Annotated in this window: 22 protein-coding genes and 1 tRNA gene; 15 read left to right on the top strand and 8 right to left on the bottom strand. The window is 55.0% G+C overall.

The window, feature by feature from the left end:
* Positions 1-179: 179 nt before the first annotated feature.
* Complete coding sequence (locus IJT02_01680) at positions 180-2,288, top strand: putative Ig domain-containing protein (protein ID MBQ7543635.1); 2,109 nt, start codon at positions 180-182, stop codon at positions 2,286-2,288.
* A gap of 37 nt (positions 2,289-2,325) precedes the next feature.
* Here the strand turns inward: IJT02_01680 and IJT02_01685 are convergent, their stop codons facing one another.
* The 3 genes from IJT02_01685 to ribH are packed head-to-tail and all read right to left on the bottom strand — an operon-like array spanning position 2,326 to position 5,741.
* Entirely contained in the window at positions 2,326-4,020 is a 1,695-nt protein-coding gene (locus IJT02_01685; protein MBQ7543636.1) for a WecB/TagA/CpsF family glycosyltransferase, read from the bottom strand.
* Positions 3,992-5,272 carry a serine--tRNA ligase gene (gene serS, locus IJT02_01690; GenBank protein ID MBQ7543637.1) on the bottom strand — a complete coding sequence of 427 codons (1,281 nt, stop codon included), beginning with the start codon at positions 5,270-5,272 and terminating at the stop codon, positions 3,992-3,994. Before serS ends, IJT02_01685 begins: the two co-directional genes overlap by 29 nt.
* Positions 5,265-5,741: a 6,7-dimethyl-8-ribityllumazine synthase gene (gene ribH, locus IJT02_01695; GenBank protein MBQ7543638.1), complete on the bottom strand. Its 477-nt coding sequence runs from the start codon at positions 5,739-5,741 to the stop codon at positions 5,265-5,267. Before ribH ends, serS begins: the two co-directional genes overlap by 8 nt.
* A gap of 263 nt (positions 5,742-6,004) precedes the next feature.
* Between ribH and mtnA the strand changes: the two genes are divergently transcribed.
* On the top strand, positions 6,005-7,057 hold the full coding sequence (mtnA, locus tag IJT02_01700) for an S-methyl-5-thioribose-1-phosphate isomerase (protein ID MBQ7543639.1): 1,053 nt from the start codon (positions 6,005-6,007) through the stop codon (positions 7,055-7,057).
* Here mtnA and IJT02_01705 read toward each other — a convergent pair.
* Positions 7,054-7,971 (bottom strand): DUF1792 domain-containing protein, encoded by a 918-nt coding sequence (locus IJT02_01705; protein ID MBQ7543640.1) that lies wholly within the window; start codon positions 7,969-7,971, stop codon positions 7,054-7,056. The genes mtnA and IJT02_01705 overlap by 4 nt on opposite strands.
* A gap of 259 nt (positions 7,972-8,230) precedes the next feature.
* Here IJT02_01705 and IJT02_01710 point away from each other — a divergent pair, with 259 nt between their 5' ends.
* The gene (locus tag IJT02_01710; protein ID MBQ7543641.1) at positions 8,231-10,426 is read left to right on the top strand and encodes an FAD-dependent oxidoreductase; all 2,196 of its coding nucleotides are present in this window, start codon (positions 8,231-8,233) and stop codon (positions 10,424-10,426) included.
* 17 nt (positions 10,427-10,443) lie between these two features.
* Here IJT02_01710 and IJT02_01715 read toward each other — a convergent pair whose 3' ends face one another.
* Both IJT02_01715 and IJT02_01720 read right to left on the bottom strand, forming a co-directional pair.
* Complete coding sequence (locus IJT02_01715; GenBank protein ID MBQ7543642.1) at positions 10,444-11,835, bottom strand: sodium:solute symporter family protein; 1,392 nt, start codon at positions 11,833-11,835, stop codon at positions 10,444-10,446.
* 91 nt (positions 11,836-11,926) lie between these two features.
* Positions 11,927-12,000, bottom strand: a tRNA-Gln gene (locus IJT02_01720).
* 108 nt (positions 12,001-12,108) lie between these two features.
* Here IJT02_01720 and IJT02_01725 point away from each other — a divergent pair.
* Together IJT02_01725 and IJT02_01730 are read left to right on the top strand one after the other, a co-directional pair.
* The gene (locus IJT02_01725) at positions 12,109-13,053 is read left to right on the top strand and encodes an SDR family oxidoreductase (protein ID MBQ7543643.1); all 945 of its coding nucleotides are present in this window, start codon (positions 12,109-12,111) and stop codon (positions 13,051-13,053) included.
* The gene (locus IJT02_01730) at positions 13,046-13,669 is read left to right on the top strand and encodes a sugar transferase (protein ID MBQ7543644.1); all 624 of its coding nucleotides are present in this window, start codon (positions 13,046-13,048) and stop codon (positions 13,667-13,669) included. Before IJT02_01725 ends, IJT02_01730 begins: the two co-directional genes overlap by 8 nt.
* A 15-nt stretch (positions 13,670-13,684) precedes the next feature.
* Here IJT02_01730 and IJT02_01735 read toward each other — a convergent pair whose 3' ends face one another.
* A complete protein-coding gene (locus IJT02_01735; GenBank protein MBQ7543645.1) occupies positions 13,685-15,313 on the bottom strand; it encodes an alpha,alpha-phosphotrehalase in 1,629 nt (542 codons plus the stop codon).
* A gap of 106 nt (positions 15,314-15,419) precedes the next feature.
* Positions 15,420-17,339: a PTS system trehalose-specific EIIBC component gene (treP, locus tag IJT02_01740; protein MBQ7543646.1), complete on the bottom strand. Its 1,920-nt coding sequence runs from the start codon at positions 17,337-17,339 to the stop codon at positions 15,420-15,422.
* Between the two features lie 68 nt (positions 17,340-17,407).
* On the opposite strand from treP, the gene folK reads away from it, so the two are divergent.
* The 10 genes from folK to IJT02_01790 all read left to right on the top strand — a co-directional run bounded on the left by folK (position 17,408) and on the right by IJT02_01790 (position 25,697).
* Positions 17,408-17,896: a 2-amino-4-hydroxy-6-hydroxymethyldihydropteridine diphosphokinase gene (gene folK / locus IJT02_01745; protein ID MBQ7543647.1), complete on the top strand. Its 489-nt coding sequence runs from the start codon at positions 17,408-17,410 to the stop codon at positions 17,894-17,896.
* 32 nt (positions 17,897-17,928) lie between these two features.
* Positions 17,929-20,055 (top strand): FAD-binding protein, encoded by a 2,127-nt coding sequence (locus IJT02_01750; protein ID MBQ7543648.1) that lies wholly within the window; start codon positions 17,929-17,931, stop codon positions 20,053-20,055.
* Between the two features lie 49 nt (positions 20,056-20,104).
* On the top strand, positions 20,105-20,383 hold the full coding sequence (locus IJT02_01755; protein ID MBQ7543649.1) for a twin-arginine translocase TatA/TatE family subunit: 279 nt from the start codon (positions 20,105-20,107) through the stop codon (positions 20,381-20,383).
* An 8-nt stretch (positions 20,384-20,391) separates the two neighbouring features.
* Positions 20,392-20,556 (top strand): twin-arginine translocase TatA/TatE family subunit, encoded by a 165-nt coding sequence (locus IJT02_01760; protein ID MBQ7543650.1) that lies wholly within the window; start codon positions 20,392-20,394, stop codon positions 20,554-20,556.
* A gap of 1 nt (position 20,557) precedes the next feature.
* Positions 20,558-21,265: a twin-arginine translocase subunit TatC gene (tatC, locus tag IJT02_01765; protein MBQ7543651.1), complete on the top strand. Its 708-nt coding sequence runs from the start codon at positions 20,558-20,560 to the stop codon at positions 21,263-21,265.
* Positions 21,266-21,607: 342 nt separating this feature from the next.
* Entirely contained in the window at positions 21,608-22,471 is an 864-nt protein-coding gene (locus tag IJT02_01770) for a capsule biosynthesis protein CapB (GenBank protein ID MBQ7543652.1), read from the top strand.
* Positions 22,450-22,833, top strand: coding sequence for a capsule biosynthesis protein CapC (locus IJT02_01775; protein ID MBQ7543653.1), 384 nt, complete (start codon positions 22,450-22,452; stop codon positions 22,831-22,833). The genes IJT02_01770 and IJT02_01775 overlap by 22 nt, the downstream gene beginning before the upstream one ends.
* Positions 22,830-23,801, top strand: a complete 972-nt coding sequence (pgsW, locus tag IJT02_01780; protein MBQ7543654.1) for a poly-gamma-glutamate system protein — start codon at positions 22,830-22,832, stop codon at positions 23,799-23,801. Before IJT02_01775 ends, pgsW begins: the two co-directional genes overlap by 4 nt.
* A 55-nt stretch (positions 23,802-23,856) precedes the next feature.
* Complete coding sequence (locus IJT02_01785) at positions 23,857-24,402, top strand: hypothetical protein (protein ID MBQ7543655.1); 546 nt, start codon at positions 23,857-23,859, stop codon at positions 24,400-24,402.
* A gap of 2 nt (positions 24,403-24,404) precedes the next feature.
* Entirely contained in the window at positions 24,405-25,697 is a 1,293-nt protein-coding gene (locus IJT02_01790; protein ID MBQ7543656.1) for a TRAP transporter large permease subunit, read from the top strand.

A 25,697-nucleotide genomic window follows, 5' to 3' on the forward strand; every position in this document is an offset into this window, starting at 1 on the left:
ACAGCAAAAGAAGGTGTACAAGAATGCGTAAGGCGGGTATAATACGAGCCACGAACCACGAACCCGTAATTTTGCCTTAACATTCCAAGTATACGAACTGAACAGAGAGGATAAATGCCCTGCTGTCTGCCATGTGCGGACGGCGGGGTAAATTTTTGTGCTTTTACAGGAGGCAGAACATGAGAAGATTCAGGTTGATTGTGCTGGCGGTAATGTTGCTGGCGATGTGCGGGACAGCTTGGGGGAGCGTAACCATCAACGCGGCGAACTTCCCCGATGCGAACTTCAGGCAGTACGTCAAGAACTTTGACGACAACAATAACAACGTGCTTGACGACGACGAGATAAGGCAGGTAAGAAATATCATAGTGGTGAACAGCTCTATAACCAGCCTGAAGGGGATAGAGTACTTCACGGCCTTGACGCAGCTCGATTGCAGTTACAACCAGCTGACAGCCCTTGACTTGAGCAGGAACACGGCCTTGACGACGCTGAACTGCACAAGCAACCGTTTGACCTCGCTGAACGTTGGCATGTGCATAAACTTGACCACGCTGTACTGCTCGGGGAACTATCTGGCCGGTGTTGACCTGAGCAAGAACATCGTCTTGAAGTATCTGTACTGCGGCTTCAATATAGGCATGGTGAACGGCTCTTACGAGTTCAAGCTGACGGACTTCATGGAAGCATACCGCATCAGCGACATTCTCGGCACTCCCAATTACTATGACGATGTTTACATGTACTACAGCACCTATTCTGCCATCTATTACAACAAATATTCCATTAGTTCGCTTAACACCTCTTCGAGCGGATATGTCCTGCTCTTCCCCAAGACGACAAACACGCTCGACCACATCTATTACCGTCCCTCCAACTCTCACCTTACTGTATTTGTGTACCCTTCTGTTGCGTCGTCAGGCGGCGGAGGAAGTGATTCAGACAGCGGAGAGATTCCGTTAATCAGGACAGACGCACTCGACAGCGCAACAGTAGGCTCGCAGTACTCCTGCCAGCTCTCAGCTTCAGGAGCTTCACCAATGACGTGGAAGGTCAAAGGCAACCTTCCTGACGGTCTCGTAATGAGCACTGAAGGACTCATCAGCGGCATTTCCACAAAGAAGGGCAAGAAGCGATTCACTGTAACGGTCTCGAACGCAAACGGTTCAGACAAGAAAACTCTCAGCATAACCGTCTATGAACTTCCGCAGATTATCACAGACACCCTCAAGAATGCTACTGTGGGCAAGACTTATAACGCAGTAATCAAGAAAAGGGGAACATCTCCGCTAGTGCTGTCCCTTGAAGGCAGTCTGCCGGAAGGAATGAAGTTCAACCCGAAGAACGCCAAAATCACAGGCAAGCCGAAAACTATCGACGCGTGCGGAACGTACACTCTGACCTTTACCCTGCTGAACCCCGTCGGTAAAGCCACAAAAACCTTCACGCTTGACGTTGATGCAGTAACTCCTTCGTTCACGACAAAGAGCCTCAAGACCGGGACTTACGGGAAACCCTACAAAGCAGCAATCAAGACTAAGGGCTCAGGCCCGATAACGCTGACTGCTGAGAATCTGCCTGAAGGACTGTACCTGAACTCCGAGACGGGCACTATCGAGGGTACTCCGCTCGAAGTCTGCACAAAACGCACGATAACGCTGACTGCCGACAACGGATGGTCTAGTACTGTGCATAAAGACTTTCTGCTGACGATAAAAGCCGTTGCCCCGAAGATTACGACAACCGCTCTCCCCGAAGGCACTGCCGGTTCGGAGTACAGCACGGCACTCTATGCAGAAGGCACGCCCGACATAACATGGAGCGCGGTGAATCTCCCTGCTGGACTGGGCATAACTGCGGACGGGCAGATTTTGGGAGTTCCCAGAGAGAACGGGAGGTTCAGCGTGAAAATCACGGCCGCGAACTATGCCAAGAGCGTAAAGAAGACCATGAAGCTGGTTATACATGAAGCACCCACCATCACGGACACAGGAACGGCAGGAAGTACTGCGGATGTCCTCGCTGTTGTTGCTGTCCTGCCGGAAGTGTCGGCTGACGTGCCTGGAATGTACGACTTCGCTGTAACCCTGAGCGACGATGCACAGCCCGGAGAAGAGTTAGTGTATCTCGCTGGCAGCTCCGAGCCGTCGGAGGATGACACAATCGCGGAGTTCGCGGACGAGGACGGAGAAGAGATAGCGGCCGTTCCCGAGAACCGCAAGGTAACCGTCAGTGTGTGGCTTCGGAAAGGAGTAACCTACAAGCCCGCAATTGCCGTAAAACGCTGAAAGAAAAGCCCCTCCCGATGAAGGAGGGGTTATTTGTTTACCGTTTGTGAATGCCGAGCTTCGTCGCAAAAATCCTGAGCATGAACGTAATCAGCCGCAGGTTCTTCCGCCACCTCGACGGCTCCTGAAGCATCCTGTACAGCCACTCAAAGCCTATCTTCTGCACCCACAGCGGAGCACGTTCCAGCTTGCCAGAGAACACGTCGAACGCTCCGCCGACACCAACGCACAGCATCGAGCCCAAACGTTCACGGTGAAGAGCAGCCCACTTCTCCTGTCTGGGCTGTCCCATCGCGACGAGAAGAATCTTCGCGCCCGTCCGTGCAATCGCGTCGGGTATACGCGTATCTTTCACGTCGAAGTACCCATCTCTTGCCCCCGCGACAATCAGTCCCGGGAACTTGGCCGACATTGCTTCTGCGCAAGTCCTCGCCGTGTCCCCCGCAGCCCCCAAGAAGAACACGGGCCACTTCTCCGCGCTGGCTGTCCTGCAAAGCTGCTCGGCGAAATCTATTCCCGCAACACGTTCCTGAACCGGCGTACCGAGAATCTTCATGCCCAAGCACAAGCCCGAACCGTCCGCAAGAACCATCGCCGAGTCCTTAACGATTTCCGCAAATTCAGGGTCATCTATGACTGTCTCCATGCCTATGGCGTTGAGGGTTACGATGAGGTTCGCGGAATTGCTCTCGGGGTTGAGGATGAGGCCGCGCGCCTTCGACACAGCATAATTCATCGAAACGTTGTCGAACGTTATTCCCCACAAGGACGGGTGAGGGATCATCTTCTTCTTGGAGGGACGGAACAGCAGGAGCACGACAGCAAGCACCAACGCGATGCCCCAGAGTTCCCACGCCGTAGCAATGCTGGTTATCGCGCAAAGTCCTGCGACGCTCTGCACTGCTTCAGGGTGCTCGACTCCGCCGTCCAGCATGTGCCGGTAGATTCTTCCGCCTGAATATTTTTCCGGCGGGTTGTCGATGAGAATGCTCCGCACGAACGAGAAGAATATCTCCAGCGCAGGAATAGCGAACAGTCCCAGCGACAGGAACAGCACAGTACTCAGCACGATGCCCTTGCTCCGTCCGATTATCGCCGTCCCCGCAACAAGAACGCCCCACATTGAGGACATTGCGCTTCCGGCCTGACGGTACATGTTCCCGAAACGCGACCAGAAACCCGCGACCATCATTAACCCCGCCCATGCCATGAAGAAGTCTCCTGCTCTCGTTACGACACACGCAGAGAGCATCAGCACGAAAGTTACGGCCAAGACGTGCCCGACAAGTCCGGGAATCTCGTCAAGATACCTGAATATGAACGGGAAAAACGTAAACCATGCTGTACCTGCGATGAATGAGAACATCGGCGACAGGTAGATGTATTCGTTGTCGGGAAAACGTATGAAGTGCACCGCAGGCCCGAAGTACGCGCACAACGCCCCTATTACTGGATAGAGCAGCCGCCAGCGCGTGTCGTCGTAAACGTATTCGGCAAGCCCCGCGAAACATGCGAGCATTGACCCGCAGACAACTATTCTTGCCTCCGCGCTCCCGAACCACAGCGACAGTACAAGCCACGAACCAGCCAGAACTATATCCCTGAAGTAGCCGTACTGTCGGGGCGCAAGCAGTCTCTTGATGAAACGCTGAACCCCGATGCAGAACGCCGACATCAAGACACAGCCGGTTATCAGCGGCAGCTTAGCGGGCAGTGATTGCAGCAAGGCCATCCATGTAAGGCACGAGAGCAGTCGGAACGGTTATGCTCCCGTCTTCGTTCTGGTAGTTCTCGATGATCGCGATTAACGTCCTGCCGACCGCTATTCCCGAACCGTTGAGGGTGTGCGCGAAACGCGGCCGTCCTCCGTCTGCGGGGCGGTAACGCAGTCCCATTCTCCGCGCCTGGAAGTCCCCGCAGTTGGAGCATGAGCTGATCTCGCGGTACTTGTTCTGCGAGGGAAGCCAGACCTCGAGGTCGTAGGTCTTGCATGAGCCGAAGCCTATATCGCCGGAGCAGAGGTTCACGACGTGATAGGGGAGCTCTAAGATTTTCAGGACATCTTCTGCGTCGGCGGTGAGCTTCTCGAGTTCGTCGTAGCTGGTTTCCGGCGTGCAGACCTTCACCATCTCTACCTTGTCGAACTGATGCTGTCTCATCAATCCCCTGACATCCCTTCCTGCGCTTCCAGCCTCTCTCCTGAAGCACGGTGTGTAGGCCGTGTAGTACTTGGGGAGGTCTCTCTCCTCGAGGATGCTCTCGCGGTTAAGGTTCGTGAGGGGGACTTCTGCCGTCGGAATGAGCCACAGGTCATCGTTCTGCAGACGGTACAGGTCTTCCGCGAACTTCGGGAGCTGTCCTGTTCCTTCGAGGATTGCCGAACGCACCATGAAGGGGGGCTCAACCTCTAAGTACCCGTGCTTCTTCGTGTGGAGGTCAAGCATGAAGTTCACTAATGCCCTCTCCATCCTTGCGCCCATTCCCTGAAGAACCGTGAACCTGCTCTGCGCTAACATGACTCCCTTCTCGAAGTCCATGATGCCAAGTGCTTCCGCTACATCCCAGTGAGGTTTGGGCTCGAACGTGAACTTCTTGGGCTCTCCCCATGTGCGTACGACGGGGTTATCATTCTCGTCGTTGCCGATTGGAGTCGTCGGGCTTAAGGTGTTGGGCAGGGTCATAAGGTAGCCGGTGAGCTCCTCCTCAACCTGCGCAAGTTCCGCGTCAAGCTCGCTGATTTTCGCGCCCATCGCCTTGATTTCCGCCTTCAGGGCTTCAACGTCAAGTTCAGGGTTGTTCTTGGCCTGGCCTATGCGCTTGGAACCTTCGTTGCGGCGAGCTTTTAGGTCTTCGGTCTCGCCGATGATCTTGCGCCTGCGTGCGTCGAGCCCTGCAAGGATGCTTAGGTCAAAGTCGTGATGACGAGCCCTGAGCATTGCGGCATATTCGTCTGTGTTGGCTAGAATGTATTTGATGTCAAGCATTAAGTGTCCTCTCCTCTGTAGTGTTTTGGCGGCAGATGTTCCGTAAAAGGTTCGCCGTCTCTATTGCTGTAACTGCACAGCCTGCGCCTTTATTGTACGCCTGCGCGAGTGCCTGCTCGAGCGTTTCCGTAACCAGTACTCCGAAAGCTACGGGTACTCTCTGTTCGAGGCTCACGCCCGCCAGACCCCTCGCGACCTCTGCGGCCAAGATGTCGTCGCACGGAATTACCGCGCCCAACGCGATGATTGCGTCGTACTTGCCGGTCAACGCCAGCTCCTTAGCGACTAACGGAAGCTCGAAGACTCCGGGAACGCGGAAGATGTCTATTGAGCTGCCGGAGACATCATGACGCATAAGGGAATCTCTTGCGCCGTCAAGGAGCTTTGAGGCGACGGGTTCGCCGGAACGCGAGGCAATTACGGCGATGTTCAGCCCTGTGCCGGTCAGCTTGCCTTCTGTAACTCTCACGATATATCCTCCTTCTCTGAATAATTAACGTACCTGCCAATCCTAAGAATCATTGAAACCAAGAACACCGCCTTTCGCGGAGTATATTAGCACACAAAAAAAGTACCGGCCTTTGCACCGATACTTTAGGGACTTTGCAAAATGCCTCTCTAGGACATCCCCCGACGCAGACAGGAAGAAGCCCGCGCTCCATGTAGGCCTCCCGTCAAAATGCACATGCTATAATCAGCGGGCAAGGAATCCCAAAAACGAAGGCGGCAATCATGCACATATTATCAGTCGAAACAGTATCGCTTGACGACGACGCACTTGTTATCCTCGACCAGACAAAGCTCCCTAACAGCATCGAGATACTTCACCTCACGACACAGCCGGAAATCTGGCGGGCAATCCGTACCCTCCAGGTCAGAGGAGCACCGGCCATCGGAATAGCGGCGGCATTCGGCGTGTACCTTGCGGCGAGGGACATTCACGCGGAGGACTACATGTCGTTCTTCGTGCAGTTCCACGAGGCAAAGGAGTACCTGAACTCCGCGCGTCCGACGGCAGTAAATCTCTCGTGGGCACTTAACCGAATGGAGAAGGTTGTTACGGACAACGAAGGCAGGAGCATTGAAGGGATAGTTGAACTTCTGCGGAGGGAAGCCATCGCAATCAAGGCAGAGGACACGGAGATGTGCAGGAAGATCGGCGAATGGGGGCTGACACTCATTCACGACGGCGACGGAATACTGACCCACTGCAACGCCGGGCAGTTAGCGACCTCGAAATACGGGACAGCTTTAGCCCCGATACATCTCGGCCGTGAAAGAGGAATGAATTTCCGTGTGTACTGCGACGAGACGAGGCCTCTGCTTCAGGGCGCGCGGCTCTCGACGTTCGAGCTTCTGGCTGACGGCGTGGACACCACATTAATCTGCGACAACATGGCTTCGCAGGTCATGAAGAACGGCTGGATTGATGCTGTGTTTGTGGGGTGCGACAGAGTAGCGGCGAACGGGGACGCGTGCAACAAAATCGGCACGTCAGGCGTGGCAATTCTCGCGAAACATTACGGGATACCGTTCTACGTTCTCGGGCCGACATCGACAATCGACATGAGCATTTCGACGGGAGCAGACATCGTGATAGAAGAGCGTCCGGCTGAAGAGGTTACGGAGATGTGGTACAGCCGGAGGATGGCACCTGAGGGCGTGAAGGTCTACAACCCTGCGTTCGACGTAACAGACCATGCACTGATTACGGGAATCGTTACGGAGCACGGGATTGCTTGGCCGCCGTATACTGAGAGCCTGAAAGAGCTCTTCGCGAACTAGTCCGGCGCAAAAAATTCGCGCTGAGCTCGGGGTGTCCTGTCGAGATTCTTCATGTAGGCATCATAGTCTTTCGCTATGTGCCCTATGTCCCAAGCCATATATCCCATGTCGGTCAGGTCTGCGGCCATTGCAGTTGCTGTAGGTCCGAGTATCAGGCATATAAGCGTGTCCTTGCTGACGTTGCTGGAGATGTCCCGCAGTATCGAGTCGTATGCGCCGAATGCATGTTTTGACGGAGCGTCGATGATGACTTTGCTGGCGGCGTGCTCGAAGATGTCATAATCCAGTTTGGCGAGGACGCTTTTTCCTGTAACAAGGGCTATCTTCCTGCCCTCAAAGAGCTTCTTCTTCCTGCGTACAAAGTCAGCATACGCATCGTTATCCGCAAAACGGAAGAAGCCGCACAGACATGTAGCATCAAGATAAGTTGTTTCGGGATTGGCGTGCTCCATGAAGAATCTTCGCAGCTGCGTATCCATCTTGTAATGGAACGCTACTCCTTCTTCCGTGATGTTCTGAAGCCGTACGGAATGGAAATAAAGCCCGTTAATTCCCACGTACATATCATCACGCTTGTCCTGCAGAACCCGGTACATTTTCTCCGAAAGCGCTGGGTCATACTTCTGGAACCGTATATCACGACCCTGCATTATGGCAACTTCACCGTCTCCGAACCGTGCGAAGCTCTTGGGCTGTTCTTCGAGGCGGCTCAAGCTGTGGTGCATGTCCAGAATCTCGGGAACGTGCGGCATAACCAGTTCGCGCAGTTCGTCCAGCTGAAACAGGCAGTCTTCAAGTATCTCGTCTTTCAGGGTTACTTGAATGTCATTCTTGATGAGAAACTTAATGTTGTTGAGGAATCTTTCTGTGTCCCAGACGCGGAAAAGTGTACGTACCTTGCTGAGTATTCCCATCTGTCAGTCCCTGCCTTTCACGGAAGCAGACAGGACACGAGCCTGACAGGGTGATTTTAGAGCAAAAGAGTCAACGCCGAACGCCGAACGCCGAATTTTACACGACCTTTCATTGAGTGTCAATCCTTTCACTAATACTATTGCCGCAGCTTCGAACTGCTACATTGTAACATGGCGCGGGCGAAAATTTTTTGTGCCTCCTGAAATTGTTTGAGTGTATCATATACAGATTATTTTGCTCAGGAGGAAGTATCACATCTTGAATGTCTTGAAAGTTTTTGCTGTCTCATTGATGCTGCTGGCCTCTGCCTCGCCTTCTCTCTCTGCTTCCCGCCAGCCCAGAAGTTCCTACGAGATCATCATTGCCGGAGGAGGCACAGGAGGAATCTCCGCCGCAATCCAGGCCGCAAGAATGGGAGCAAACGTTCTCGTCGTCGAGCCCAGCACGTGGATCGGAGGCCAAGCAACCGCCGCAGGAGTCTCCAACATGGACGACATGAGCCGGCAGAAGAGCGGAATATACGCTGAGTTCATCAGCCGCATAAAGAGTTATTACGACTCGCGGGGCAAGTCTATGGGTACATGCTACTGGGACTCACGGAGTACAGCCTTTGAGCCCCACGTCGGGCAGGAAGCATTAGTGGGCATGATTAACGAGGCACGCAGGCACGGGACGCTGGAGTTCCTGATGCACTCGGAGATTATCAGCGTGCAGAAGGACAAGAACACTGTTACCGGCGTAACGGTCAGAACCGGCGACAACTCTACGCGGCGTTATACCTGCAAGGTTCTTATTGACGCGACGGAATACGGGGACGTTCTGCCTCTCGCAGGAGCTGAGTACAGGGCGGGAAACTCTGTCTCGAAGTTCCTCAACCATGACGCAATGATTCAGAACATCACATGGACAGTAGTGCTCCACAAGTACGCGAGCGGAGTTCCCTCGCACCTGCGGCCTTCGCGGCCTCTTCCGGGCTACGAGCTGGCGAAACGCAACTATGAGAGCTTCGTCAGTGCCGACGGCTTCAACTTCAGGAACACGTACCCCGTCGCAACACCAGTAAACTTCATGACGCACAACGCCTACAGAGGACTTCCCGACAGCTCCAACCCCTACAGCTACGACGCGGACAAAGAGAACCGCCCCTACATCACCAAGACCAGCGTGAACTGGGGCAACGATTACCCGGGAACATACGGCTGGACGGACGGACGCAGAGGACTTCCCGTAAGCTACCTTGAGGACAGGAATTTGCGGCTTCAGGTCGAGCGCGAGGCACTCATCAAGACACTGCACTTCATCTGGTACGTACAAAACGAACTCGGCGAAGAATGGTCAGTTGCTGATGACGAGTACAAGAACAGAATCCTTCCCGAAGCAGCACGCGGCCTTCCTCAGGACTGGCAGGAGATAGTCCGCCGGATACCCGTCATCCCCTACGTCAGAGAATCAAGGCGCGTAATCGGCAGGCACACTCTGACATCACACGAGCTCCTGCAGAACTCCTTGAGCTACAGGGACGGACAGACAAGCCACGAGTTCAACAACGCAATAGCAATCGGCGGATACATTCTCGATCTTCACGGAGCAAACACGGACGCAGACATGGAGTGGGATCTTGAGGAACGTGCTCAGTCTGCGATGATAAACAGGCCTCGCGGACCGTTTCAGGTGCCGATGGACATTCTTGTTCCGGCGAAGGTTGACGGGCTAATTGCGGCAGAGAAGAACTTGTCGATGACCCGCCTTGCTTCCGGAGCACTGAGGCTTCAGCCCATAACAATGATGACGGGGCAGGCCGCAGGAGCACTCGCGGCATTATGCGTGAAGGACGGAAAGCAGCCCCGCGAGGTTCACCCGATGCGCGTTCAGTGGGAGCTTCTGAAGGCTGGAGTGTCTCTGTCGCTGTGCAAGTACTCTGACGTTCCGCCGGAACACAGCATCAACAAGAGCGTACAGGTCTCCAACATGTGGGGGCTAATTCCTGCCAACGAATACCCTCATGCGCCGTCCTACAAGATCGACGACATAGACGACCCCGTCATCGCAATGGCACTCATCAAGGGAGCGGACAAAGGAGTCTTTGGCGTGAACGACATAATCACCCGCTACGACATGAACGGCATTCTTCGGCGGGCGCAGGAAGCGATGAAGATTCCGGCGAAGGGTGATGTTCTGGAGGGCAAGGGACACAACCTGCTTTCTCGCGGAGACCTCGCTAAGGCGGTGTACGACGCTTTTCCGGCACTGAGGGACATAAAGCCTGCAAGAAACGCGCACATACCCTTCAAGGTCGGCAAGCACAGGAACTCGGAGTACGTGGAAGTTCTCGGGAAGCTGGGGGTTCTGGATGTGTACGGAATAGAGAGCGAGTTCTATTACGGCCGCCCTGTAACTAAAGGCGAGGCAGCTGATGTTGTGGTGAGAGCCTGCGTAGCTGCCTCAGGAATGTAGCAGAAAATCTCCCGCTCTCAGTCTCTGGGGGCGGGAAGAACCATCACCGACACGCACATAACCGCGAACGACAGGATTATTCCGCAGGTCGAAGCGTTCAGTCTTACTCCCCACACAGTGAGTGCCGCTCCCGAAAACGTCATGTATACAGTGAGGGCGATTCCCAGCACGGCGGACAGTACAGCTCCGGCGTTCGAGGCTCTGCGCGTGAACAGCCCGAAAACCAGCGGGGCGGCCAGAGACACGCTCATGAGCGAGTAGAAGATAGTCAGCGCAGAGATTATGCTCTCGAGCCTCAGCGCAAGAACCACGCCGATAACCCCGCATACAAGCGATGTTACACGCGATGATAGAAGTAATTTGCGGTCAGAGATTTCGGGATTGATGAAGCGTCTGTAGAGGTCATTGACCAGAGAACCAGCCAGCATGTATAGCACCGTGTCCGCAGTACTGACCTCCGCCGCGAAAATTCCCGCAAGCGCAAGGCACGCCGCACCGAAGGGCATCATCTCCTTCATGGCTGTCGGAAGTGCAAGGTCATTGCGGGAGAGGTTCGGGAAGACCGCAAAGCACGCCATGCCGATTATCACTGGAATAACCGCGAACACGAGCTGAACGAGGCCGTTCATTGCCGTACCCCAGCGAATAGCCCTCTCGTCGCGAGCCGCAAAAACTTTCCCGATTAAGCCCGGCGAGATGAAGAACGACGGAACGAGCATTACGAGATACCCTACAATAGCACCTGCTCCCATCCCGAACGCGTCAAAGTATGTAGCACTGCTGACAGCTCCGCGTATTCCTTCAAGCCCGCCCGAGAACTGCCACACGTACGGCACTGCGATGACGAAACCCGCCAGAATCACAGCAACTTCAACGATGTTGACGATTGCGCTCGAGAGAAGGCCTCCCGCCGCAAAGTACAGCGTAGTTACCAGAGCACCGGCTATGACTCCCTGAGTTTTGGGCACGTCAGCAACAACCTCCAGAATCCACGCTATGCCCAATAACTGACCGGCGAAGAGTGCGAGAGTTCCGACGGACATCATCACCGAGATTAACCCTGAAAACATTTTGCTGTAACGTGCGTCGAGATAGTCGCTCAGCGTGTAGTAATTCTTTTCGCGCGCAAGCCTCCAGATTCTCGGCCCGACAAGGAACGCAAGAATCATTGAGCCTATTCCCGCGCTGCCTATCCACCACCACGCCGACAGCCCCCACTGGTACGCTAAGGCCGTTACTCCGACGGTCGAACCTGCTCCGAGATTCGCGGCGATTAACGTCGTGAAGAGAAGTCCGCTCCCGAAATTGCGTCCCGCCACGAAGAAGTCTGATGCGGATTTTGCCCTGCGGCCGATGAATGCTCCGAGCGCAACAAGAATCACTGCATAGAGAATGATGAACGATAACATGAACTTTTCCCCCTTGAATGGGTATAGAAAAACTCCCTGCCTAGATATTCTCTAAACAGGGAGTAATTTCTTCCGTCGTCTTTGAATCAATTGGCTGGGAATCAGGGATTCGAACCCCAATTGCCTGATCCAGAGTCAGGTGTGCTGCCGTTGCACCAATTCCCAGCGTGATTAGTTGTGTTAGTTCTTCGTGAACAGTGAGAAATTTTATCAGTTTCCCCGAAAAAGTCAATCACTGCTATAATCTCGCTATCACCTAGAAAGGACGATACTATGTCAGGAAAACGGATACTAGTTACAGGAGGAGCGGGCTTCATCGGCTCACACCTCTGCGAAAAGCTGCTCGAGCAAGGCAACGACGTTATATGCGTCGACAACATGTTCACCGGCCAGAAGCGGAACATCAGGCACTTGATGGGCAATGATTATTTCGAGTTCATACGGCACGACATAATCGAGAATATTTACGTTGAGTGCGACCAGATCTACAACCTCGCGTGTCCTGCGTCGCCTATTCATTACCAGTACGACCCGATAAAAACCAGCAAGGCGTGTTTCATGGGCGCGCTTAACACTCTGGGACTCGCGAAAAGATGCCACGCGCGAATCCTGCAGGCTTCTACCTCCGAAGTCTACGGAGACCCTGAAGTCCACCCCCAGCCCGAGAGCTATAGGGGATGCGTGAACACGATCGGCATACGTTCATGCTACGACGAGGGCAAAAGAATCGCGGAGACGCTGTTCTTCGACTACCACAGACAGCACCACGTAGATATTAAGGTCGTGAGAATCTTCAACACTTACGGCCCCCGTATGCGCAGTGATGACGGCCGAGTCGTAAGCAACTTCATCGTTCAGGCACTGAGGGGAGAGGACATTACGATTTACGGCGACGGAACGCAGACACGGAGCTTCTGTTTCGTGAGCGACCTCGTCGAGGGAATGATACGCATGATGAACAGCCGCGACGGTTTCACCGGGCCTGTGAACTTGGGCAATCCAGGAGAGTTCACGATGCTCGAGCTTGCGGAAATGGTGCTGAGGCTGACGGGCTCGAAGTCAAAGATTGTGTACATGCCCCTTCCTGCGGATGACCCGACACAGCGCAAGCCCGTGATTGAGCTGGCCAAGAAGGAGCTTGACTGGACACCGACAATCAAACTTGAGGACGGCCTTAAGGAAACAATAGAGTACTTCAAAAGTACGCTGGATGTATAAGCTGTTCGGAAAGAGGCTGCTGGATGTAGTGTTAAGTCTGGCGGCTCTTGTTGTCTTGGCCGTACCGATGATGATTTTTGCCGTGATGATTAAGCGTGAGGACAAAGGAAGCGCGTTTTTCACGCAGAAGAGAGTCGGGAAGGACAAGAGGCACTTCATGATGTACAAGTTCCGCTCGATGAGGAATGACACTCCACACGACGTGCCGACGCACATGCTAGCTGACCCCGAGCAGTACCTTCTGAGGTGCGGAAAATGGATGCGGAGGTACAGCATTGACGAGCTCCCGCAGATAATCAACATCCTCAAGGGCGACATGTCGATAGTCGGGCCTCGTCCTGCGCTGTGGAATCAGTATGACCTTCTCGCCGAACGCGACAAGTACGGGGCGAACGCCATACGTCCGGGCTTAACGGGCTGGGCGCAGATCAACGGTAGGGACGAGCTGGAGATTCCCGAGAAGGCACGGCTTGACGGGGAATACGTACAGCGCGAAGGTTTTGCGTTCGACGCAATGTGCGTGTGGCGTACGGTGTTCAGTGCGGCGCGTCATGAAGGAGTCGTTGAGGGTGGAACAGGCGAACTCTCAAAGAATACAGAGCCCCCCAAAGACTGAGAGGCTCTGCGCTGTTTACTGCTTGACCGACAGCACCATTGCTTCATAAGGCTTCAGCATCTTGTGTGAGCCCTTGTAGTTCCCGAGCAGCATTTCGCCATGAAACTCCAAGCCCTTCACCGTCCTGTCCTCGCCGCTGAAATTGCAGATAACGACGAGGTGTTCGCCTCTGCCTTCGCGCTCATAGGCCAGAACGTCATCACAGCCTGTCTCCAAAAACTTGATGCTTCCTTCGGCAATTACGGGGTGTTCCTGCCTCAACCTTACGAGCTCGCGGTAGTAGTTCAGGATTGAGTCGGGGTCTGACTCCTCAGCTTCGGCGTTTATGCTGGTGTAGTTCTCGGGAATGCCCAGCCACGAAGTCCCCGACGTGAAGCCCGCGTTCTGTGAAGCATCCCACTGCATCGGTGTGCGGGAGTTGTCGCGGGCACGCTGTGCAAGGACGTTGAGAGCTTCAGCCTCGCTCATTCCGCGCGCAAGAAGTATCTTGTAGTAGTTGATGGCCTCGACATCGTCGTACTGCGAAATGTCCGTGTAGTGCGCGTTGGTCATCCCGAGTTCCTCTCCCTGATAGATGTACGGCGTTCCGCGCAGGAAGTGAACGAACGTCCCCAGCATCTTTGCCGACTCCTTCCAGTACCGCCCTTCGTCGCCGAAGCGAGAGACGATTCTCGGCTGGTCGTGGTTGCACCAGAATACCGCGCTCCACCCGTCAGTTGCCGCCATGCCTTCCTGCCACTCCGCAAAGTAATTCCGCAGGAGCTTCAGGTCTGGGGGCATCAGCGAGAACTTGTCGCCGTCCCTGTAATCTACCTTGAGGTGGTGGAAGTTGAAGCACATTGACAGCTCGTGGCTTGCGGGCGATGAATACTTTATGCAGTTCTCGAGCGTCGTCGATGACATCTCGCCTACGGTAATCATGTCCTCAATGCCGGTGTCCTCTACCAGTTCCCTGATGAATTCGTGAACATGAGGACCGTCCTTGCAGAAACGCGGGCCGCTTCCGTCTCTGGGTTCTGTGAGGCTTGCGGGCTTGGAGATGAGGTTCAGCACGTCGAACCTGAAGCCCTTTACGCCTTTATCCTTCCAGAAGCGTATAACGTTCTTCAGCTCTTCGCGTACTTTGGGGTTCTCCCAGTTGAGGTCGGGCTGTTCAGGCGCGAAAAGGTGAAGATACCACTTGCCGAGCGAGGGCACGTAATCCCACGCAGGAGTCCCGAAAGCCGCCGTCCATTCAGAAGGCGGAGTGTCCTTGTCGCCGTCCCGGAAGATGTAGTAGTCCATGTACTCCTTCTCACCGGCCAATGCGCGCTTGAACCACTCGTGATGGCTCGAGGTGTGGTTAAACACCATGTCGAACATTAAGCCGATACCCAGAGCGTCAGCCTCACGGATTAACGCCTCGCAGTCAGCCATTGTCCCGAACATGGGATTAACAGCTCTGTAGTCCGCGACATCGTAACCGTTGTCGACCATCGGCGAGAGGAAGAACGGTGTAATCCAGATGTATTTCACGCCCAAGCTCGCGATGTAGTTCAGCTTCGAGCAAATGCCGTTGAGGTCTCCTATTCCGTCGCCGTTGGAGTCGCAGAATGACTTGATATATATTTGGTAGACAACACTGCTCTTATACTTATCAAGCATGATTATTCCTCCTGTGTTTTTGGGGGGCGGGTGGGCGGGTTGTTAAATGTGAAGGCCTGCCGAACATTTAACACTTCAACCGGCACCCTAACCCTTCCCAGCAAATTTACTCTGCTTTCTTGCCGTTGGCTATGACGTGGTCAGCCGCTTTGACATCAAGCCCCGCGTTGAACGTCAGGCCGTAATCCGCATCGTTCGTGATTACCATTATTGTTGTCAGGGGATGACCCGCCGCCTTTATCTTCTCGGGGTCAAACGTTATGAGCTCCTGCCCTGCCTTCACCCTGTCGCCTTCCGCAACGTGAATCGTGAACCCGTCGCCGTTCATTGCTACAGTGTCAAGCCCGATGTGCAGCAGAATCTCCAGCCCGTTCGCCATAACGAGGCCTATTGCGTGGTTGCTGCCCTCCATTGTCTGCTCAACTACAGCATCAACCGGCGCAACAAGTATATAGTCAGTCGGCTCGATGGCTATTCCGTCGCCGAGAACTTTCTCCGCAAACGTTGCATCAGGTACTTCGGTGATGGGTATCGTCTTCCCCGACAGGAACGCACGGAACTCTACAGGCCCGTTTGCCGCCTCAAGTGCCGCCGCTTCCTCGTCAGCTTCCTTGTCGATGCCCTTGCGCTTTCCCGCCGCATAAGTCAGCACGAACGGCACAACAACTGCTACCGCCATGCACAGCGTGAACGTTGCGATGTGTGCGGGCTGGATTGACAGAACGCCGGGAAGGCCGCCGACTCCGATTGCGGAGGCAGCTACTCCGTTCATTGTGCTGATTATTGCCGCACAGCACGAGCCCGCCATTCCGCAGATGAACGGGAAAACGTACTTAAGGTTCACGCCGAACATTGCGGGTTCAGTTACGCCGAGATAGCAGGAGATGCACGACGGAATGTTGAGCTCCTTAGCCTTTGCGCTCTTCCTCTGCAGAAATATCATTCCGAGAACTGCGCTTCCCTGTGCGATGTTGGAGAGTGCTATCATCGGCCAGAGCATAGTCCCGCCGAAATCAGCGATAAGCTGGAGGTCGATTGCGTTGCTCATGTGGTGAAGTCCCGTGATGACTAACGGAGCGTAGAAGAACCCGAAGACTGCTCCGAACACAACACGGTACGAGCCGCTGATGCCCGCATAGACAGCCGCAGAAATCCACGAGCCTATCTTCCAGCCGATGGGGCCAAGTATGAAGTGAGCCGCCATTATCGCGAGGAGGAGACTGCAGAACGGCACAAGAATCATTTGTACAATCTGCGGAATTACCTTCTTGAAGAACCTCTCGAGGTAAGCGAGGGTGAAGGCCGCCAGCATTGCGGGGAGAACCTGAGCCTGATAGCCTATCATGTTCACCTTGATGAAGCCGAAATTCCACTGGTTGATTGTCCCGTTCGCGAGAGCAGAAGCAACCGCGTAAGCATTCGTGAGCTGGCCTGATACGAGCGTCAAACCCAGAATGATGCCGAGCATTTCAGTGCCACCCATCTTCTTCATGATTGTCCAGCAGATTCCGACTGGGATTCCTACGTGGAACACCGCCTCGCCCAACAGCCACAGGAAGTGGTCAACTCCTGCCCAGAACTGGCTCTGAGCGACGAGAGTCTGTCCGCCGAAAATCTCCATGCTGTCGATGACGTTCCTGAAGCCCAGAATAAGACCGCCGACGACGATTGCGGGGATAAGGGGAGCGAAAATCTCGGCAATCGAGGTCATCAGCCGCTGAAGGATATTCTGGTTCTGCTTCGACATGCTCTTAACCTCAGACTTCGACACGCCGGAGACCCCCGAAACCTCTGTGAAGTCGTTGTAGAAGTCAGCAACCTCATTCCCGATTATCACCTGAAACTGTCCGGCCTGCGTGAACGTTCCCTTTACGCACTTGATGGCCTCGATGCGCTTAATGTCCGCGTTCTTGGGGTCGCCGAGAACGAAGCGCATTCGTGTGATGCAGTGCGACACTGCTACGATGTTTTCCTTGCCCCCGATTGCGGCGAGGAGTTCCTTTGCTTCTGATGCAAATTTGCCCATGAAATTCGCCTCCTGTAAAATTTGGGGTAATGTGAAGTGAGAGAATTATACAGGGAGATAGTTATTCGATGCATATATATTTCGGCTTAGGCTCAAACTTGGGCGACAGGTTACAGAACTTGCGGGACGCGCTCGCAAAACTCGGGACGCTCGGGAAACTTGAGGCTGTCAGCGGAGTGTACGAGACTTCTGCGTGGGGAGGAGTGTCCCAGCCCGACTACCTGAACGCGTGTGTGAAGATTGAAGGTGAGTTTGCGCCGCTGGAGCTTCTTCACAGGGTCAAAGCCTTCGAGGTGGAACTTGGCCGGGTGCCGTCCGTGCGGTGGGGCGAAAGGAAGATTGACATTGATATACTGCTGATTGATGATGCGGTGTACCACTCGGAGGAGCTGGACATTCCGCACATAAGAATCCCTGAGCGAATGTTCGTGCTTGTGCCTCTGGGTGATGTTGTGCCGGAAGGCTGGAGGCATCCCGTGAACGGAAAGACCATCAGCGAAATGCTTAACGCTCTGCCGCATGAAGAATCTCTTTCTGCGATAGAGTATAATCTGTAAATTCCCAATCACAACATTAAGGAGGAAAGTCTATGAGCAGATTAGTATCACGCCGCGACTTCCTGAAAGTTTCCGCCGCCGGAGCAGCAAGCGTCGCAGTGTCGGCAATGCTGGGCAGTACAGCTTCAGCACAGGAAGCCAAGAAGATCTACACGCCCGGAACTTACACCGCGAGTGCACGCGGCCTTGAAAGCAACGTGAAGGTAACGATGACGTTCGACGAGACGAGCATACTTGACGTTGTCGTTGACACCAGCGACGAGACTCCTGGTATCGGACAGCCTGCCGGAGCAGTACTCGCCGAGCAGCTCAAGAACGCGCAGGGTGCGGAGATTGACGGAGTTTCGGGCGCGACAGTAACCACCAACGCCGCCAAGAAAGCCGCCGCAGACTGTGTAGCTCAGGCAATGGGTCTCTCCGTCGAAGGAGCAGAGGAAGCCGCCGCCGGGCCAAACACTGACTGGCTGGGCAAAGAACCCGAAATCAACGACGCTGACGTTTACGCGGAAGTTACGGCTGATGTCGTGGTTGTGGGTCTCGGGCTGGCAGGAGTCTGTGCCGCTCGTGCCGCCGCAGAACTCGGGGCAAGCGTCATAGGCATAGAGTGCGGAGCTGCACCTAACTGCCGCTCGGGAGAGTTCGCGGTCATCAACAGCCCGACGCTCAACGCACGCTGGCCGGAAAGAGCACTAAATGCTGAGGAGGTCAACACTATCATAGACTCGCACCTCAACGAGTCAGGTTACCGCGCGAAACGCACAATCATGGCCAAGTGGGCGCACAACATCGGAGAAGCCTTCGACTGGTTCATGAAGGGCGACGAGCATCTGTTTATTGCCGACGAGACCAGACAGCCCATCGAGGACGAAAACGCTGATGACTTCCTCGTGCCGATCTACAGGCCTCTTCCATCCTACAAGGACAAGTACGGAGTGGAGCACGTCTACAACTGGAAGGAAGAACGTTTCCCGTGCTTCCCGACCTCCGTAGAGTTTTTGCCGAGCCAGCAGAAAACGTTTATTGCGAACTGGCAGAGGGCATTAGACACCGGCAAGGTCAAAGGATACTTCGGGCACTTCGGCAAGAAGTTAATCATGTCGGACGGCAGGTGCGTGGGAGTCTACGCTCTCGACGACATGCCGGGCTCGCCGACAAAGGGCAAGTACCTCAAGGTTACCGCGTCTAAGGGAGTGATTCTCTCGACGGGAGATTTCGGCTCAAACGATGCGGCAATGTACCACTTCGCGCCCGACATCATGAAGACCCATAAGAACAACAGGCTATTCACCTCGATCGACGTGAACGGACAGCGCACGAATCAGGGCGACGGCCTCCATCTCGGAGCATGGATCGGCGCGAAGGTCAGCGGTTTTGTGTCGCCGATGATTCACCACATGGGCGGCGGAGCGGACTTGTCGGGCGTTGGCGTGATGGGGAATGCGGGCTTCCTGAACCTTGACGTTGACGGAAGACGCTTCATGTGTGAGGATTTGCCGGGACAGCAGCTGGAGAACCAGATTGAGGCGGTACGTCTCATGAAGTCGTGGCAGATCTTCGACTCTGACTGGCCGGAACAGGTTACGCACATGCCCGCCGCACACGGAGGAGCATGCTACTACGAGCCCTACACGTCGATTGAGCAGGCACCCAAGAACAACCGTACCTACCGCAACTGGAAGAGCCCCTACCAGCTTGAAGCCGCAGTCGCTGACGGACGCTGCATCAAGGCCGATACTCTCGAGGAACTCGTGGCCAAGATGTACCCCAACGACCCGAAGGCCCAGCAGACCGCCTTAGCCTCCATCAAACGCTACAACGAGATGTGCACTCAGGGTCTAGACGAGGACTTCAACAAAGTACCATCGCGCCTCGTGCCCGTCGTAAAAGCTCCGTTCTACGCGGACATGTTCAGCACAGCACTTATGCTTACGTGCATAGGAGGCCTCGAGTCAGACGAGGACTGCCACACGTTCAGAGAGATAACCGACGATGAAGGCCGTCAGGTCTGCGGAGACATAATCAGGGGCTTGTACGTCGCCGGGAACATGCAGGGAGGACGCTTCGGGCTTCAGTACCCGATCGGCCTCAAAGGCTTGAGCCACGCAATGGCACTCTACTACGGCAAGGTTGCGGGCGAGAACGCCGTCAAGGGAATATAGTTCGGGGGAGGGAACGCGCCTGTTCAGTGTAGGATTCTCGGAACTGCTGGTGATACTGCTGATAGCTTTCGTTGTTGTCGGCCCGAAAGACCTGCCCAAAGTCGCGCGATGGCTGGCAAGGCTGGTCAGGCGTTTCCGTTCCCTCGCGAAGGAAGTACGCGCTGAGCTTCAGCTCGATGACCTTGAACGTGAACTCAGCACCACAGAAGGAAGCATCAATCAGGAACTTGGCCGGCTGAAGTCTGATCTCTCCCTCGAGGACAGCACAGCAGAAATCCGCGAGGGAATAGCTCAGCTCGACAGTTCCATAAAAAGTCAGGAGGAGTAGACGTAATCATGCATCTTGGAATCTCAGAAATATTGTTGTTGATTTTTCTTGCGCTTGTTCTGTTCGGAGGCAGCAAGCTGGGAGGAGTGGGCAAAGCCTTAGGCCGGAGCATCAAGGAGTTCCGGGACGAGCTCAAGGACAAGCCCGCCGAAGGAGAGGACGCGAAGGCATAACGTGGACGGTGAACAGGGGACGCTTCTGTCCCACCTTATGGCACTGCGCAGGGCAGTAGTCGTGTCTGTCGTGTCAGTGCTGGCTGCATTTGTGCTGGTGTACCTTCTGGCAGTGGATTACTTGATGGCATGGATCATCAATCCCATAAAGGCCAAAGGCATCGAGATAATCTACACCGCGATGTCCGAAGCCCTTATCACCAAGCTCAAGGTATCGTTTGTTGCCGCAGTAATACTCTCCAGTCCCATAATAATCTGGGAGCTGTGGAGCTTCATCAGGCCTGCCCTTTACCCGCGCGAGAAAAGAATGTTCAAGCTGATGTTCGGCATTGCACTGACGCTGTTTCTGCTGGGGGTAACGTTCTGTTACGGGGCGGTGTATATGCTGGCGGTGGACTTCTTCCTTGTTGCTGGGGACAATCTGGCTGTGCCTATGTTGTCGCTCGATAAGTACGTGGGGTTTCTGTTCGGGTTCATTCTGCCGTTCGGAGCGGCGTTCCAGCTTCCTGTGGTGCTGTACCTGACGACGAGGATGGGATGGACGAGTTACGAGAGCCTCACGTCAGCGCGTAAGTATGTGATTCTGGCGATATTTACGGTTGCGGCGATACTTACTCCGCCGGATGTCTTGTCGCAGGTTGCGCTGGGAATGCCTATGCTGGTGCTGTATGAAGTGGGGGTGCAGGTCAGCAGGTTAGTGGGGCGGTAAAGTCTGCTATAATACTCTCACTTCGAAGAGGTCTCGGGTGAGGAGAGCCTGAAGTCTTGGGTTCTCGGCACGCCTCATCCTTACGGGGAATCTTGCCGTGCAGTCAGGAGGTGCATCATATGTCCTCTAAGACGAAATCTCGGAAAAAGAGAACGGCGAGGAGTCCATTCCGTATCGATATCCTCGCCGCAACTCTTTATTGGGTAATTCGCCTCGCTATCCTTCTGTGGGATAGATTTGTAGGCTAACCAAACCGAGAAAATTCTTCTCTTTCAACGCAGGGCGGATTCCTCTTCTCCGACCCTGCATTTGATTATACCATAACGCAGAGAAGGCGGCACATTGCTGAACAGTCCTATTCGCATCCTAGTAACCGGCACACGGGGCAAATCCTCCCTCGTCCGCCTGATTCACGCAGGCCTGCTCTCTTACGGCCTCAACGCCTACGCCCGCATAACAGGAGTCCTGCCCCGCTCGCTCACACCTTCCGGCGAAAGAATCATCCGCCGCGACTCCCCCGTCAACATCCGCGAAATGCTCTGGTGGCTTCGCAGCCTTCCTTCTGACGCAGAAGCAATCGTCCTCGAGAACAGCGCAGTTTCACCCGAACTTCAGCCCGCCGCCGCGCACTGGCTCAGCCCGACACTGACCGTCATCACCAACACCCGCCCCGACCATCAGGACGCGTGGGGCTACGGAGAAGACTCCGCGTACCGCGCCATCATGAAGGGAGTTCCCTATAACGCGCCCGTTCTTCTTGGCCAAGACACCGCAGACTTCCGCACCGGCAACATAAATCTTGCGCTGGAGGCACTGAGGCTCTCAGGCGTGAACGTTGCGCGTGAAGTCCTCGAGGCTGTCCCGCCGGATGTCGCTGACTTCAGGATTCTCGGTGAAGGTGATGACTTGCTGGCCTGCGCGTTCTCCGCCAACGACACAGAGAGCACAGAGATGCTCTTCACGCTCACGGGCTGGGCGAGTCGTGAAGTTACTCTGCTCTACCACCACAGGCCCGACAGGACAGCGCGGCTCAAGGTGTTCAGGAGATGGATTGACGGCAGAAAGTGGAGGGATATAGTTATCACGGACAGCAGACAGTCTTTCAGCTTTGAGGAATGGAGGCGCGGAAGAGGCAAAGTCTTCGCCTGCGGAAACGTCGCGGGCTGGCCTCTCGACTACCTGCTATGCACACAACAATCACGTTAATCACCGGAATATTGCTTGGTCTGGTCTGGAAGCGTCGCACCGGCTGGGGTGTGGGCGGAATAATCACTCCCGGCCTACTCGCGCTGTACCCTCCCGAACGAATCGCGCTCTGCCTTGTTGCAGGGGCTGTGCTTGCTCCTGCCATTGAGGCACTCTCCCGACGGCTTGACCTCTGGGGCACTGAACGCACGGGCTGTGCAATGATTCTCGCGGTACTGCTGCGTGAGGTTCTGCCGTCTGCAGGGTTCGTCGTGCCGGGACTTGTTGCCTGCGACATAAACCGTCAGGGCATCGTTATGACCTTGTGCGGTGCTGTATCATGTACTCTCACGACAATAATGCTCACGGGGTTGATGCCATGACCAATTACACGCGCCTGATAGTCCTTACAGTTATAATCCTCATCATCTTTCTGCTTTTTCACAGCACGCTGAGCAGCAAGGAGACCCGCCTCTTCCGCAAGATACTTTCCGCACAGCAATTCCTCTGGAACTCTGTCGGCGTTGATACGGAGCATGACCCGTACCGTTCCGGGTTCATCGGTGTTGAGTTCAGCGAAATCACCACGACACTGGGCAGCCTTCCCGCAAAGCAGTGCAGTACAGACCCGCTCTGGGCAGTGCAGTTCACGCGGTGGTTCAGGGAACTTAATTTAACGCGCGGAGACAAAGTGCTCGTGTCCGCGTCGTCAAGTTTCCCCGCGATGGTGTATTCGTGTCTGGCGGCGTGCGAGGAGCTGGGGCTTGAGGTTACGTTCATGCTGTCTCTGGGTTCTTCGTCGTGGGGGGCTAACCGCGAAGGGCTGAATCTCGCGGCGATGCTGGACATCTTGCGTCGCGGAGGTTTCCTCAAGACACGTCCCGTCTTCTGCACGTTAGGCGGCACAAACGAGAACGCTGTCGGCATGGACGAAGAAACGAAGCGAATTCTTCAGGGCAGTGTCAGTGATGATGTGATGGTGAAAGGCCTCACGCTCGACGAACTTGTTGCGCTGAAGTCAGGCTATATTGCCGGCAGCAAGCTCGTTGTGAACATCGGCGGCAACGCTTCTAGCATGGGCACGGACAGCATGAGCCTGAATCTTCCGGCTGGCATCGTCTACCCCTCAGACAATCTCGACGGCGGAAACGGTCTCGCGGGAAATGCCTTGCGCGCAGGAGTCCCTGTCCTTCACGTCCTCAACCTCAAAGGTTTATCGGAGAAGTGCGGCATAGACTTCGCGGCCCGGCGTTCTGGCTTCAGGAGAGGCAGGAGCATTCTCGGCGGATTGCTGGCTGGCGGAGTGTTCGCGTTCTTCATGATTACACACAAACGCTGGGTGTACGAATAACCCGCAATGATATAATGCCCTTGTTCCCAATAAACTTACACAGGAGGCGTATACCATGTCGAGAAAGTTCATGTTGTCGCTGTTTATCGTACTTTTGGCCGCAAGTTCGGTGTTCGCTGCCGACGTTGCCCTAACATCCGTAGGCCAGAGCCCCGACGGAATGATGGTTCGCGTCGTTCTCCGCAATGTCCTCAAGATTGACCCGCTCTTCAACGCGCTGATGTCCCCCGCAGAACTGGGAGACGCTAAGGTAGTCATCGCGGTTGTCGGCGGAAGCTCGAAGGGGCTCGGAGCGGCAGGCATCAATCAGGACGACGAAGCCGCACGCGCGAAAGCACTCCTTCAGGCCGCAAAGGACACCGGCAAGAAGATTCTGGTTATGCACGTCGGAGGAGAAGGCAGGAGGGGCACGCTCTCTGACCTCTTCATCACGGAAGCAGCTCCTTACGCTGATGGAATGATTGTTGTTGACGGCGGGAATCAGGACGGCATCTTCACGAAAATTGCGGAAATCTCCGGCGCACAGGTCAAGACTGCTCCCAACGTCAAGGGCACAGGCACTCCGCTGAAAGAATTTCTCGCCGAGTGGGGAGTCATCTAGCGATGTCGTGGGACTGGTTCTGGCCTGAAGGCTTCTACACGATCGTGATGATTTTCGTGTTCGCCTTCGGAGCTTTCGCGTTCAAGCTGCCTATTGCGGTTGCTATGGCTTTTGCGGCAATCGTCGGCGCGGCTGTCGGAGGTGCGGGCTTCCCGCTTCGTCATCTAGTTGAGGGCGAGTTCGGCTACCTCAATACCATAATGGTTATCTGCACAGCAATGATCTTCATGAAGGTTGTGCAGAGGACAGGACTCCTTGATGCTCTGTCGGCGTGGGTGATAAGGAAGTTCCGTCATGCCCCCGCAGTGCTCTCCGTCGGCATAATGATAATCATCATGCTTCCCGGAATGATTACCGGCTCGTCCACCGCCGCAGTGCTCACGACAGGTGCGTTAGTGTCGCCGGTGCTGGTTACGTTAGGGCTGTCGAAGGTTCGTGCCGCAGCAGTTGTCTCGATGGGTGCGCTGCTCGGAATGATTGCCCCTCCAGTCAGCATCCCCGCGATGATAATCTGTGCCGGTGTGGACATCCCTTACGTCGGCTTCGCAGTTCCCCTCTTAATCTGCACGTTCCCGCTGGCTGTTGTGTTTGCCTTGACGATGATTTATCCGGGCATAGCAGGAGGAAACCATGACCTCGCTGCCCTTGAGAAGCATCTGTTCGAGATGGAGCGCAACTCCCTCACGCTTCGGCTGTTCCTCCCGGTGATTGTGCTTGTGGGTCTGCTTTGCGCCGAGCAGTTTTTCCCGGGAAAGGTGTCGCTGGGAATGCCGCTGATCTTCCTCATCTCCGCGCTCTCAGGACTTCTCTCGGGCACGAGCTGGAACGTCTATGACACAGTCATTGAGGCCGTCAATGATGCCCTGCCCGTAATGGGAATCCTCATGGGAGTAGGAATGTTCATCCAGATAATGACGCTGATTGGCGTTCAGGGGTTTATCGTCGTGTCGGCGTTGAGTTTGCCGTCATGGACGCTCTTTGTCGGAATCGCCGTAACAATGCCGCTCTTCGGAGCAGTTTCGTCGTTCGGGTCTGCTTCGGTCTTGGGCGTACCGTTCCTGCTTGCTCTCCTGAACTACAACTCGGTGATTGTTGCGTCCGCTCTGAGCCTGATTGCGTCGCTGGGAGACCTCATGCCTCCGACTGCACTTGCGGGCATCTTCGCGGCTCAGGTTGTCGGTGAAGAGAATTACTTTAAGGTGCTGAAGCTGTGCCTGTTGCCCGGACTGTGCTTGGCACTCTGGGGGCTGGCTGTAATCTTCATGAGCCCGACAATCGCGGGCTGGCTGTTCTGA

It is taken from the genome of Synergistaceae bacterium (genome assembly GCA_017450125.1).
Taxonomy (GTDB): domain Bacteria; phylum Synergistota; class Synergistia; order Synergistales; family Aminobacteriaceae; genus JAFUXM01.